At 74.1% G+C, this 12275-nt stretch carries 13 protein-coding genes; 4 read left to right on the forward strand and 9 right to left on the reverse strand.

Annotation, left to right across the window (positions count from 1 at the left end; all coding sequences use genetic code 11):
• Positions 1 to 32: 32 nt before the first annotated feature.
• The 4 genes from ACFVFQ_RS24330 to ACFVFQ_RS24345 form a co-directional block, all read right to left on the reverse strand.
• A complete protein-coding gene (locus tag ACFVFQ_RS24330) occupies positions 33 to 998 on the reverse strand; it encodes an RNA polymerase sigma factor SigF (RefSeq protein WP_383419539.1) in 966 nt (321 codons plus the stop codon).
• Between the two features lie 43 nt (positions 999 to 1041).
• Entirely contained in the window at positions 1042 to 1455 is a 414-nt protein-coding gene (locus ACFVFQ_RS24335; protein ID WP_018536172.1) for an anti-sigma regulatory factor, read from the reverse strand.
• A gap of 299 nt (positions 1456 to 1754) precedes the next feature.
• A complete protein-coding gene (locus ACFVFQ_RS24340) occupies positions 1755 to 2243 on the reverse strand; it encodes a GNAT family N-acetyltransferase (RefSeq protein ID WP_383419508.1) in 489 nt (162 codons plus the stop codon).
• A 67-nt stretch (positions 2244 to 2310) separates the two neighbouring features.
• Complete coding sequence (locus tag ACFVFQ_RS24345; protein ID WP_383419511.1) at positions 2311 to 2571, reverse strand: UBP-type zinc finger domain-containing protein; 261 nt, start codon at positions 2569 to 2571, stop codon at positions 2311 to 2313.
• 66 nt (positions 2572 to 2637) lie between these two features.
• On the opposite strand from ACFVFQ_RS24345, the gene ACFVFQ_RS24350 reads away from it, so the two are divergent.
• Entirely contained in the window at positions 2638 to 4230 is a 1593-nt protein-coding gene (locus ACFVFQ_RS24350; RefSeq protein ID WP_383419541.1) for a Na+/H+ antiporter, read from the forward strand.
• Positions 4231 to 4254: 24 nt separating this feature from the next.
• On the opposite strand, the gene ACFVFQ_RS24355 is transcribed toward ACFVFQ_RS24350, so the two are convergent.
• Both ACFVFQ_RS24355 and ACFVFQ_RS24360 read right to left on the reverse strand, forming a co-directional pair.
• Positions 4255 to 5166 carry a 1-aminocyclopropane-1-carboxylate deaminase/D-cysteine desulfhydrase gene (locus ACFVFQ_RS24355; RefSeq protein WP_383419513.1) on the reverse strand — a complete coding sequence of 304 codons (912 nt, stop codon included), beginning with the start codon at positions 5164 to 5166 and terminating at the stop codon, positions 4255 to 4257.
• Between the two features lie 47 nt (positions 5167 to 5213).
• Positions 5214 to 5447, reverse strand: a complete 234-nt coding sequence (locus tag ACFVFQ_RS24360; RefSeq protein ID WP_383419515.1) for a hypothetical protein — start codon at positions 5445 to 5447, stop codon at positions 5214 to 5216.
• Positions 5448 to 5570: 123 nt separating this feature from the next.
• On the opposite strand from ACFVFQ_RS24360, the gene ACFVFQ_RS24365 reads away from it, so the two are divergent.
• From ACFVFQ_RS24365 to ACFVFQ_RS24375, 3 genes are all read left to right on the forward strand, one after another.
• Positions 5571 to 6344, forward strand: coding sequence for a helix-turn-helix domain-containing protein (locus ACFVFQ_RS24365; protein ID WP_383419517.1), 774 nt, complete (start codon positions 5571 to 5573; stop codon positions 6342 to 6344).
• Positions 6345 to 6354: 10 nt separating this feature from the next.
• Positions 6355 to 7272 (forward strand): glutaminase, encoded by a 918-nt coding sequence (locus tag ACFVFQ_RS24370; RefSeq protein ID WP_383419519.1) that lies wholly within the window; start codon positions 6355 to 6357, stop codon positions 7270 to 7272.
• A 92-nt stretch (positions 7273 to 7364) separates the two neighbouring features.
• The gene (locus ACFVFQ_RS24375; protein WP_383419521.1) at positions 7365 to 7598 is read left to right on the forward strand and encodes a hypothetical protein; all 234 of its coding nucleotides are present in this window, start codon (positions 7365 to 7367) and stop codon (positions 7596 to 7598) included.
• A 51-nt stretch (positions 7599 to 7649) separates the two neighbouring features.
• Here the strand turns inward: ACFVFQ_RS24375 and ACFVFQ_RS24380 are convergent, their stop codons facing one another.
• The 3 genes from ACFVFQ_RS24380 to ACFVFQ_RS24390 all read right to left on the reverse strand — a co-directional run bounded on the left by ACFVFQ_RS24380 (position 7650) and on the right by ACFVFQ_RS24390 (position 12143).
• Positions 7650 to 8588 (reverse strand): beta-ketoacyl-ACP synthase III, encoded by a 939-nt coding sequence (locus ACFVFQ_RS24380; RefSeq protein WP_383419523.1) that lies wholly within the window; start codon positions 8586 to 8588, stop codon positions 7650 to 7652.
• Positions 8589 to 8760: 172 nt separating this feature from the next.
• The gene (locus tag ACFVFQ_RS24385) at positions 8761 to 11034 is read right to left on the reverse strand and encodes a heavy metal translocating P-type ATPase (protein WP_383419525.1); all 2274 of its coding nucleotides are present in this window, start codon (positions 11032 to 11034) and stop codon (positions 8761 to 8763) included.
• Positions 11035 to 11120: 86 nt separating this feature from the next.
• Positions 11121 to 12143 carry a helix-turn-helix transcriptional regulator gene (locus ACFVFQ_RS24390; protein WP_383419527.1) on the reverse strand — a complete coding sequence of 341 codons (1023 nt, stop codon included), beginning with the start codon at positions 12141 to 12143 and terminating at the stop codon, positions 11121 to 11123.
• Positions 12144 to 12275 lie beyond the last annotated feature (132 nt).

Raw genomic sequence — 12275 nt, forward strand, 5'->3', positions numbered from 1 at the left:
GGGACGTGACGGGGCAGGGGGGAGTGGGGCTACTACTCCTCCACCAGGAGCTTGTCGCGGAGTTGGGCCAGGGTGCGGGCCAGCAGGCGGGAGACGTGCATCTGGGAGATGCCGACCTCCTGGGCGATCTGCGACTGGGTCATGTTGCCGAAGAACCGCAGCAGCAGGATCTTCTTCTCGCGCGGCGGGAGGTCCTCCAGCAGCGGCTTGAGGGACTCGCGGTACTCCACGCCCTCCAGCGCCTCGTCCTCTGCGCCGAGGGTGTCGGCGACCGCCGGGGACTCGTCGTCGGTGTCCGGGACGTCCAGCGACAGGGTGCTGTACGCGTTGGCCGACTCCAGGCCCTCCAGGACCTCCTCCTCGGAGATCCCCAGATGCTCGGCCAACTCGTGGACCGTGGGCGCGCGGCCGTGCCGCTGGGACAGCTCGGCGGTCGCGGTGGTCAGCGACAGTCGCAGCTCCTGGAGGCGGCGCGGGACGCGGACCGCCCAACCCTTGTCGCGGAAGTGCCGCTTGATCTCGCCGACGACGGTGGGCGTGGCGTACGTGGAGAACTCCACGCCGCGCTCCGGGTCGAACCGGTCCACCGACTTGATCAGACCGATCGTGGCGACCTGGGTCAGGTCGTCGAGCGGCTCACCGCGGTTGCGGAACCGCCGGGCCAGGTGCTCGACCAGCGGCAGGTGCATCCGCACGAGGGTGTTGCGCAGCTCCGCGCGCTCCGGGGAGCCGGCGGGGAGCTCGCGCAGCTCGTAGAAGAGCGCGCGGGCGCCGCCGCGGTCGTGCGGATCCTCCGGCCCCGGGGACTGCTGTTCCTGGGGCCGGTCGCCGGCGGCCGGCGGATCCTGCCGGCCGGCCTGCCGGTCCTGCTGCTCGCTGTGGTCCATGTGGTCCGCCCGCTCTGCCTGCTCCGCCGCGTCCAACGGGACGCCGTGGTCGTCCCCACCCACCGGATGCGGCCGGGCGTGCTGCCCGGGGATGACCGCGCCCGCCGCCATCCTCGCGCCGCGTTCGACATCTTTCACGGGGCCCCCTGTTCGGTCATGACGGTCCGGGACCGGCGCCGCGCTCCTTGTACAGACTGATGGTGACCGTACGGTCCTCGGCAACGCTGGAGTCGACCTTGCCGGCCAGTGCGGAGAGCACCGTCCAGGCGAAGGTGTCGCGCTCGGGAGCGCGGCCGTCGGTCGTCGGGGCCGACACCGTCACCTGCAGCGCGTCGTCGATGAGCCGGAAGACGCAGCTGAGCACGCTGCCGGGGACGGCCTGTTGCAGCAGGATCGCGCAGGCCTCGTCCACCGCGATGCGCAGATCCTCGATTTCGTCGAGGGTGAAGTCCAAGCGGGCTGCGAGACCGGCCGTGGCGGTACGCAGCACTGACAGGTAGGCACCCGCAGCGGGCAGACGGACTTCGACGAAGTCCTGAGTCCCGGGCTCGCCTGCGATCTGGGACACCCTCACCTCCAAGGTGGCACAAGCTGGTAAAGCTGGAATGCGTCCGGAAGCACCAGCAGTTGGCGTGCTTCACGTTCTTGCGGGGTATCCGTGCCGGTGGTCCTCCCGACGGGAGAACGATCGGCGCGGCTCGTGGTTCGGCTGTGACGCTATCGCGATCCGCGGGCCGGTGTCGCCCGGAAGGAGCAGGGCAGCCGTCCGGACGGCGACGACCGGCCCGCCGACGCCACGTCTGTTACAGAGTGTAAAACTTCAGGCACGGACAGTGGTAGGGGTCGGGGTCGTCAAATCGAGGCCGATTACGCTCCGTTGGGGTGCGCGGTCTCCGCGAGCGACCGGAGCGCATCTCCAGTGAGCCGGAACACCGTCCATTCGTCCATGGGCCGGGCGCCGATGGACCGGTAAAAACCGATGGACGGTTCGTTCCAGTCCAGGACCGACCACTCGAAACGCTGGTAGCCGCGCTCCACGCAGATCCGGGCGAGGGCCGCCAGCAGCGCCTTGCCGTGGCCGCCGCCGCGCGCCTCGGGGCGCACGTACAGGTCCTCCAGGTAGACACCGTGCGTGCCCGTCCACGTGGAGAAGTTCCGGAACCACAGGGCGAAGCCGACCGGTTCGCCGGCGTCCTCGGCGAGCAGCGCGAAGGCGGCCGGCTGTGGGCCGAACAGCGCCTCCTTCAGCTGCGGTTCGGTGGCCTGCGCGGCCTCGGGAGTGCGTTCGTAGGCGGCCAGTTCGCCGATCATGGCGAGGATGACGGGGACGTCGTCGGGGGTCGCTGCGCGGATCATGCGGCAAGGCTAGACCGGGGGCCTTGAGGGGCCTGCGGCGGTACCTGCCGTCACCCGGCGGCGACCCTCAGACCAGTACCTCGTCCACGAAGCACCACCGCCAGGACGCGCCCGGCTCGAACGACCGCATCACCGCGTGACCGGTCTCCTCGTAGTGGCCGGTGGCGTGCCGGTACGGGGAGGAGTCGCAGCAGCCGACGTGCCCGCACACCAGGCAGAGCCGCAGCTGCACCGGGTGGCTGCCCGCGGCCAGGCACTCCAGGCAGGTCTCGCTCAGCGGCGCCGGCTCGGCGCGCGGCAGTTCGGGAACGTGCGTGCACTCACTCATGATGGCCAGGTTAGATCGCCGGGACGGCCGGCGGGGGAGCGTGGGGACGGTGCGGTTGTGAACGTGATGCCGCTGTTGCTGCTGGTCGCGGGCAGCGCGGGGATCGCCGGGCTGGCGCGGCGGACGCCGGTGCCGGCGCCGCTGCTGTTGGTCACCGCGGGGCTCGGCGTCGCGTTCATCCCCGGCGTCCCGGATTACACCCTCGACCCGCACGTCGTACTGCCGCTGCTGCTGCCCCCGTTGCTGCACACCGCCGCGCTGGACAGCTCCTACCTGGACCTGCGGGCCAACGTGCGGCCGGTGGCGCTGCTTTCGGTCGGCTATGTGCTGTTCGCGACGCTGGCCGTCGGGTACGCGGCGTACCTGCTCGTGCCGGACCTGCCGCTGACCGCCGCGCTCGTCCTGGGTGCCGTGGTCGCCCCGCCGGACGCCGTCGCGGCCACCGCGATCGCCCGCAGGCTGGGGCTGCCGCACCGGATCACGACGATCCTCCAGGGCGAATCGCTGGTCAACGACGCCACCGCGATCACCGCGTACAAGGTGGCGCTGGCCGCGGCCGTGGGGGCGAGCGCCACCTGGGGCGCCGGTCTGAAGGAGTTCGCCGTGGCCTCCCTCGGGGGCATCGGCATCGGCGTCGTCCTGATGGTGCCGCTGCACTGGCTCCGCTGCCGGCTGCGGGAATCGACGCTCCTGGAGAACACCCTCTCGCTGCTCATCCCGTTCACCGCGTACGCCGCCGCCGAGCAGGTCGGGGCCTCCGGGGTGCTGGCCGTCGTGGTGGTCGGCCTCTACCTGGGCCACCGCTCCTGGCAGGTGGACTTCGAGACCCGGCTCCAGGAGGAGGCGGTCTGGAAGATGGTCTCCTTCGTGCTGGAGTCCGCGGTGTTCGCGCTGATCGGGCTCCAACTGCCGGTCGTGTTGCGGGGGTTGGGGAAGTTCAGTACGACGCAGGCGCTCGGGTACGCGGCGGTGGTGTTCGCCGTCGTGGTGCTGGCGCGCTTCCTGTGGGTCTTCCCCGCCACCTACCTGCCGCGGCTGCTCTCGGCCCGCATCAGGACCCGGGAACCGGACACCACCTGGCGGGCACCGGTCATCGTCGGCTGGGCCGGGATGCGCGGCGTGGTCTCGCTGGCCATCGCCTTCTCCATCCCCGCGACGGTGCAGGCCGGCGGCCCCTTCCCGGCCCGCAACCTCGTGCTCTTCCTGACCTTCACCACCGTCATCGCCACGCTGGTCGTCCAGGGGCTGACGCTGCCGCCGCTGATCCGGGCGCTGCGGCTGCCGGGCCGGGACGCCCAGGCCGAGACGCTGGCCGAGGCGCAGGCCCAGAACGAGGCGTCCCGGGCCGCCGAGGCCCGCCTCGACACCCTGCTGAAGGACGAGCGCAACGCCCTGCCGGGGCCGCTCGCCGACCGGCTGCGCACGGTCCTGGAGCGCCGCCGCAACGCGGTCTGGGAGCGGCTGGGCGCGGTGAACGAGGTGACCGGGGAGTCCGCCGACGACACCTACCGACGGCTGGCCCGGGAGATGATCGACGCCGAGCGGCGGGTCTTCGTCGAACTGCGGGACGCGCGACGCATCGACGACGAGATGATGCGGACGCTGCTGCGCCGGCTGGACCTGGAGGAGGCGGCGGCCTACCGGGAGGGCGCCTCATGACCCGTCCCGTAGGCGGCGGGGCGGCTAACCGGTCCCGGTGACGACGGCGACGACGGTGCTGCCGGACGGGAAGGCTCCCTGCTCGACCAGGGTCGTCAGCGCGAACAGCAGCTTGGCGACGTAGACCCGCTCGACGGGCAGGCCGTGCCGCGCCTCGAACGCCTCGGCGAACGCGTCGAGTTCGGGGGTACGGCGGGCGTAGCCGCCGAAGTCGAAGCCCTCCGCCAGCGTCCAGTCGCCGCGCACCCCGCCGAAGGCCGCACGCTGGAGCTCCGCGACCGTCTCGTGCAGGAAGTGCGGGCTGCCGCCCCTGAGCACCGGAACGCCCAACGCGCGCTGCCCGGGCCCGAGTCCGGCGGCCAGCCCGGCCAGGGTGCCGCCGGTCCCGCACGCCACCGCGACCGTGTCCGCGCGCCCGCGCAGCTCCCGGCCGAGCTCCGTACAGCCCTGCGCGGCAAGGGAGTTGCTGCCGCCCTCCGGTATGAGGCGGAAGGCGCCGAAGCGGTCCCGCAGGGCGGCCAGGACGTCCGGGTCGGACTTGCGGCGGTAGGTGGCGCGGTCGACGAAGTGCAGGCGCATCCCGTCGGCGGCGCAGCGGGCCAGGGACCAGTTGAGCGGAGCGTGAGCCAACTCGTCGCCGCGGACCACGCCCAGGGTGTCGAACCCCAGCAGCCGGCCGGCCGCGGCCGTGGCGCGCAGGTGGTTGGAGTACGCGCCCCCGAAGGTGAGCAGCGCGCGGTCGCCCGCCTCGGCGGCGGCGCGCAGATTGGGCGCCAACTTGCGCCACTTGTTGCCCGGAAGGGCGCTGTGTATGAGGTCGTCCCGCTTGAGGACGAGGCGGACGCCGCGGCGGGTGAACGGCTCGTCGTCGACGGGCTGGAGGGGGGACGGGAGGTGGGGGCGGAGCGCCTGGGGCGCGGGGGAGGGACGGGACACGGGAGCGGAGGGGCAGGAGGGGGACGGGGGTGCGGTGCGGGCGGGCGTCAGTCGTGCAGGAAGCCGTCGCCGTGGGTGCTGATGTGGGCTTCGAGGGCGGACAGGGCGCTCTGGGTGGCATCGGGGGTGCCGCTGCCGCGGCGCTCGGCGTAGTAGGCGGCGCCCAGCTTCCTCAGCAGGTCGTTGCCGGCGCGCTGCTGCTGCAACTCGTCGACCTTCTGCCGGCCTTGCGCCAGCCCCTGCTTGGCCTGCTCCTTGGCGCGGTCGAGAAACCCTGACATTGCTGCCTCCCTGGGCGTGTGGGTCGGTGGCCCGACCCGGTGTCGGAATCGTTATGGGATCAACGGCGGGGAGGGCCGTGCGGTTCCCGTGCCAGGCTGGGGGATGTGGACGAGGAGCGCGACATGGGTGACCCGGTCGGCGCACCCGGTCCGGGTCCCGACCGGGCGGGCCCGGGGGCGTACCGGGAGTGGGTGTCGCGGCTGGCGGGGGCGGTGCTGTGGACCACCACGACGGTGCCGGGGGAGGGCCCCGTACTTCCCGACGGCTGCACGGACCTGATCTGGGGCGACGGGCGGCTGTTGGTGGCCGGGCCGGACACCGGGCCGCAGCCGAGGGACGGGGCGGTGGCGGCCGGGACGCGCTGGGTCGGCCTGCCGTTCGCGCCGGGGCAGGGGCCGGCGGTCCTCGGGGTGCCGGCGCACGAACTGCGGGACCGGCGGCTGCCGTTGGCGGACCTGTGGGGCGCCCGACGGGCGCGGGAGCTGGCCGAGCGGGCGGCGACCGGCGGTCCGGGCGCCGTCCTGGAGGAGGCGGCGCGGGACCGGCTGCGGGCGCGGGAGCGGTGGGCCGACGGGCCCGGGGCGCTGCCGGGCCGCTCGGGGCGGACCGGGGCGATCGTCGCCGGGCTGGCGCGCGGCCTCCCGGTGGCGGAGGTGGCCCACCTGGTCGGGATGGGCGAGCGGCAACTGCACCGGCACGGCCTGGCGGTGTTCGGGTACGGGCCGAAGACGCTGGCCCGGGTGCTGCGGCTGGTGCGGGCGCTGGAACTGGCCCGCGCCGGCGTCCCGTACGCCGAGGTCGCCGCGCGGGTCGGGTGCGCGGACCAGGCCCACCTGGCGCGTGAGGTGAGGTCGTTGGCGGGGGCTCCGATGGGGGCGCTCCTGCGGGCGGGATAGCGTGGCCGGTATGGACTACCAGGCCGTTCTTGAGGAGGTAGCGGCCTATGCGAGGCCGTTCGTGGGGCGCGGGCACGTCGCCGACTACATTCCGGCGTTGGCGAAGGTGTCACCGGACCAGTTCGGGATCGCGGTAGCCGACATCAACGGCGAGGTGTACGGGACCGGCGACTGGGAGGTCCCGTTCTCGGTCCAGTCGATCTCCAAGGCGTTCTCGCTGGCGCTGGTGATGGCCGGGTCGCACGGCCACGACGACATCTGGCAGCGGGTCGGGCGGGAGCCCTCGGGGACGCCGTTCAACTCCCTGGTGCAGCTGGAGTGGGAGAACGGGATTCCGCGGAATCCTTTCATCAACGCGGGCGCGCTGGTGGTGACCGACCGGCTGCTGACCATGACGGGCGATGCGAGCACCTCGATGCTGGAGTTCCTCCAGGCCGAGAGCGGGAACCCGGAGTTGGCGTTCGACCAGGCGGTGGCCGGTTCCGAGGCCGACCACGGGGACCGGAACGCGGCGCTGGCCCACTTCATGGCGTCGTTCGGGAACCTGGAGAACCCGGTGCCGAGCGTGATCGAGCACTACTTCTGGCAGTGCTCGATGGAGATGTCGTGCCGGGACCTGGCGGTGGCCGGTGGGTTCCTGGCCCGGCACGGGCTGCGGGCCGACGGCAGCCGGCTGCTGGAGGCGCGCGAGGCCAAGCGGATCAACGCGGTGATGCTGACCTGCGGGACGTACGACGCGGCGGGCGAGTTCGCCTACCGGGTCGGGCTGCCGGCGAAGAGCGGGGTGGGCGGCGGCATCGTGGCCGTGGTGCCGGGGCGGTGCACGCTGTGCGTGTGGAGCCCCGGGCTGGACGCGCGGGGGAACTCGGTGGCCGGGATGGCGGCGCTGGACCAGTTCACGACGCTGACCGGCTGGTCGATCTTCTAGCCGGCGGCCGCGTACGCGGGCTCCCGGCCCCGGGCTGGCGTTGTGGGGTCGGGGGCGGCGGCGCATGGTGGGCGGTAGGAGGTGCACCTGCCATGGAGCATGAGATGCGCGCTGAGTATGCGGAGGGCGTGCTGCCGCACGAGGACACGCCGGTCAAGAAGTGGCACATGACCAGGGTGGGCGCGACGACCGCGATGTGCGGGCAGCCGCTGGCCCCGGCCGCCGCCACCCAATCGGCCGGCAAGTGGGGAACGACCGAGGCGCAGCCGTTCTGCCGCACCTGCGGCGTGATGTACCTGGAGGAGCACCCGCAGGACGCCGGGTGAGCCGCGCCGGGTGACGGACAGGTCCGGCCGCCCGGCGGCTGGCGGGCGGCGTCAGGGGCTGGCGACGACCTGGCCCGCGTAGGAGAGGTTGCCGCCGAAGGCGAACAGCAGGACGGGGGCGCCGGAGGGGATCTCGCGGCGCTCCACCAGCTTGGACAGCGCGAGCGGGACCGAGGCGGCGGAGGTGTTGCCGGAGTCGACGACGTCCCGGGCGACGACCGCGTTGACCGCGCCGATCCGCTCCGCGACCGGCTCGATGATCCGCAGGTTGGCCTGGTGGAGGACGACGCCGGCGAGGTCCTCGGGGCGGATGCCGGCCCGGTCGCACACCTGGCGGGCGATGGCGGGGAGTTGGGTGGTGGCCCAGCGGTAGACGGTCTGGCCCTCCTGGGCGAAGCGGGGCGGGGCGCCCTCGATGCGGACCGCGTTGCCCATCTGCGGGACCGAGCCCCACAGGACCGGGCTGATCCCGGGTTCGTCGGCGGCGGTGACCACCGCGGCGGCGGCGCCGTCCCCGACCAGGACGCAGGTGGAGCGGTCGGTCCAGTCGACGACGTCGGTGAACTTCTCCGCGCCGATGACCAGGGCGCGCCTCGCCGAGCCGGCCCGGATGGCGTGGTCGGCGGTGGCCAGGGCGTGGGTGAAGCCGGCGCAGACCACGTTGAGGTCCATCGTGGCGGGGGAGGCCAGGCCCAGGTGGGCCGCGACCCGGGCCGCGGTGTTGGGGCTGCGGTCCACGGCGGTGCAGGTGGCGACCAGGACCAGGTCGATGTCCGCGGCGGCGAGGCCCGCGGTGGCCAGCGCCTTCGCGGCGGCCGCGGCGGCCATCGCGTCCACCGTCTCGTCCGGTGCCGCGACGTGTCGGGTGCGGATGCCGACGCGGCTGCGGATCCAGGCGTCGTCGGTGTCGACCATCCCGGCGAGGTCGTCGTTGGTGAGCACGCGGGAGGGCTGGTAATGGCCGAGGGCCAAGATGCGCGACCCGGTCATGAGGTCCCCTGGGGTACGTGGAGCGGGTGGTACCCGGACAGTCTCGCCGGTCGGCGGCGGGGGACGGCTGTGCGAACCGCCAACGTTCGGCGGCGAGAACTGGAGGCTTCCGACGCCCGCCGGCCCCAGGCGCGGTGCGCGGGCGGGGCCGGCGGGCGGGGCGGGACGGGCGTCAGCGCAGGGCGCGGAAGCGCCGCAGGCGGAGGCTGTTGCCGACGACGAAGACCGAGGAGCAGGCCATTGCGGCGCCGGCGATCATCGGGTTGAGCAGCCCGGCGGCGGCCAGCGGCAGCGCGGCGACGTTGTAGCCGAACGCCCAGAAGAGGTTGGTGCGGATGGTGCCGAGGGTGGCCCGGGCCAGCCGGATGGCGTCCGCGGCGGTGCGCAGGTCGCCGCGGACCAGGGTGAGGTCGCCGGCCTCGATGGCGGCGTCGGTGCCGGTGCCCATCGCCAGGCCGAGGTCGGCGGTGGCCAGCGCGGCCGCGTCGTTGACGCCGTCGCCGACCATGGCGACCGAGCGGCCCTCGGCCTGGAGGCGCTCGACCACGGCGACCTTGTCCTCGGGCAGCACCTCGGCGATCACCTCGTCGATGCCGACCTCCGCGGCGACCGACTCGGCGAGCGCGCGGTGGTCGCCGGTCAGCAGGACCGGGGTCAGCCCCAGGGCGCGCAGCCGGCGGACCGCCTCGGCGCTGGTCGGCTTGACCGCGTCGGCGACCACCAGCACGGCGCGGGCGGCGCCGTCCCAGCCGACCGCGACCGCGGTGCGCCCGGCCCGCTCGGCCGCGTCCTTGGCGTCGGCCAGCGCGGGCGGCAGCGGCTGACCGCGGTCGGCCAGCAGCCGCTCCCGTCCGACGAGGACGGCGTGCCCCTCGACGGTGCCGCGGACGCCGAGGCCGGGGACGCCGGCGAAGTCCTCGGGCACCGGGAGGACGCCGGTGGGCTCGGCCTCCTGGGCGGCGCCGGCGACGGCCCGGGCGATGGGGTGCTCGGAGGAGTGCTCCAGCGCGCCGGCCAGCCGCAGCGCCTGCGCGCGGGTCACGCCGTCGGCCAGGTGCACGTCGGTCAGGGCCATCACGCCGGTGGTGACGGTGCCGGTCTTGTCCAGGACGACGGTGTCGACGGTGCGGGTGGTCTCCAGGACTTCCGGGCCCTTGAGGAGGATGCCGAGCTGGGCGCCGCGGCCGGTGCCGACCATCAGCGCCGTCGGGGTCGCCAGGCCCAGCGCGCACGGGCAGGCGATGATCAGCACCGCGACCGCCGCGGTGAAGGCGGCCACCGCGCCGTGCCCGGTGGCGAGCCAGCCGACGAGGGTGCCCAGGGCGAGCACGATGACGAGGGGGACGAAGACCGCGGAGATCCGGTCGGCGAGCCGCTGGGCCGCCGCCTTGCCGTTCTGCGCGTCCGTCACCAGCTTGGCCATACGGGCGAGTTGGGTGTCCGAGCCGACCCGGGTGGCCTCGACGACCAGCCGGCCGCCGGCGTTGACGGTGGCACCGGTGACAGTGTCGCCGGGAGCCACCTCCACGGGCACCGACTCCCCGGTCAGCATCGAGGCGTCCACGGCAGAGGAGCCCTCCACCACCCGCCCGTCGGTGGCGATCTTCTCCCCGGGACGGACCACGAAGCGGTCGCCGACGGCCAGTTGACCCACCGGGACGCGGACCTCGCGACCGGCCCGGAGGACGGCGACGTCCTTCGCGCCCAGCTCCAGCAGGGCCCGCAGCGCGGCGCCGGCCCGGCGCTTGGCGCGGGCCTCGAAGTAGCGGCCGGCCAGGATGAAGCTGGTGACGCCGGCCGCGGTCTCCAGGTAGAGGGCGTCGCCGCCGTCCGTGCGGGCCAGGGTCAGCTCGAAGGGGTGGGTCATCCCGGGCGCGCCCGCCGTCCCGAAGAACAGCGCCCACAGCGACCAGCCGAAGGCGGCGAGGGTGCCCAGGGAGATCAGGGTGTCCATGGTGGCCGCGCCGTGCCGGAGGTTGGTCCAGGCGGCGCGGTGGAAGGGCCACGCCCCGTACACCACCACGGGGGCGGCCAACGTCAGCGAGAGCCACTGCCAGTTGGTGAACTGGAGGGCGGGGACCATCGCCATCAGGATCACCGGGACGGCGAGCGCCAGGGAGACCGTGAGGCGCTGCCGGAGGGCGGCGAGCGGGCCGTCGTCCGCCGCGGCCGGGCCGTCGCCGGCGTCCTCGGTGGGCGGCTGGGGAGCGGGCGGCTCGGGGACGGTGGCGGTGTAGCCGGTCCGCTCCACGGTGGCGATCAGGTCGGCGGTCGCCACGCCGCTGCCGTCCGCGAGCGTCACCTGCGCCTTCTCGGTGGCGTAGTTGACGGTGGCGGTGACCCCGTCCATGCGGTTGAGCTTCTTCTCGACGCGGGCCGCGCACGAGGCGCAGGTCATCCCGCCGATCTCCAGCTCGACGACGGGCCCGTCGATCGCGGTGGTCATGACGGCTGGTCCTCCTGTTCGCGGGGGAGTGGGGCGCCGGTGGCGGCCGGCGTGGCGACCGCCCTGCGTCGATCCCGACCAACACTTTACCCCCCTGGGGTATTCCCGTCGCTCGGCCCCGCCGCTCCGTCCGCCGCGCCGCCGGTCGCTCCGTCCGCCGCCCGCACCGCCCGGCCCCCCAGGTCCCGCACGTACGCGGTCAGTTCGGCCGGCTCATGGACGGTGAACTCGAAGCCCAGCAGCATCAGTCGCATCGCCAGCCACTCCAGCGAATCCGGCGTGCTGTGCCAGCGGCAGCTGCCCTCGTCGAGCGGGGTGACCTCGCCCACCGCCGGCCCGCCGAGCCGCGCGGCCACCTCCGCCGCCGGCCCCCACACCGTCGCCACCGCCCGGTACCCGACCGCGAGCCCGCGCATCCGCTCCCGGACGTACGTCCCGGCGTCGGCGGCCGGCAGTTCGCGCGGCGGGGTCCGCACCCCGGTGGCGAACGGCTCGGTCAGCCGGTCCACCCGGAAGATCCGCCAGTCGTCGCGGTCGTTGTCGTAGCCGACCAGGTACCAGCGGCGGCCGGCGGCGACCAGGCGGTGCGGCTCCACCAGGCGCCGGCTCTGCTCGCCGGTGTGCGCCCGGTAACGGAAGCGCACCCGCTCGTGGTTGGCGATCGCCGCGGCCAGCACCGTCAGATGCTCCGGGTCGACGGTCGGGCCGTCGCCGCCGGGCATCGGGACGGTGGCGGTGCCCAGGGTGCTGACCCGGCGCCGCAGCCGGGCCGGGAGCACCTGCTCCAGTTTGGCCAGCGCCCGCACCGACGCCTCCTCGATGCCGACGAGGGTGTGCCCGGCGGTCGAGCGCAGGCCCACCGCGATGGCCACCGCCTCCTCGTCGTCCAGCAGCAGCGGCGGCATGGCGGTGCCCGCGGCCAGCCGGTAGCCGCCGTCGGCGCCCATCGTGGCGTGCACCGGATACCCCAGCTCGCGCAGCCGCTCGATGTCGCGGCGGATGGTGCGGGTGGTCACCCGCAGCCGATCGGCCAGCTCCCGTCCCGGCCACTCCCGGGGCGTCTGGAGCAGGGACAGCAGGTTCAGCAGGCGTGCCGACGTCTCACTCATGGGGACGATGATGGGGGAGGGAATAGGACGGGGGCTGTCCTAGGCCCTGTCGTCAAACTCCCGCCTGCCGTCCGGCGCCCGGCACGCACTCTCGCCGCACCGGGCGACGACCCCAGTACGTCCAGTACAGGG

This window comes from Streptomyces sp. NPDC057743 (genome assembly GCF_042798755.1).
Lineage (GTDB): Bacteria > Actinomycetota > Actinomycetes > Streptomycetales > Streptomycetaceae > Streptomyces.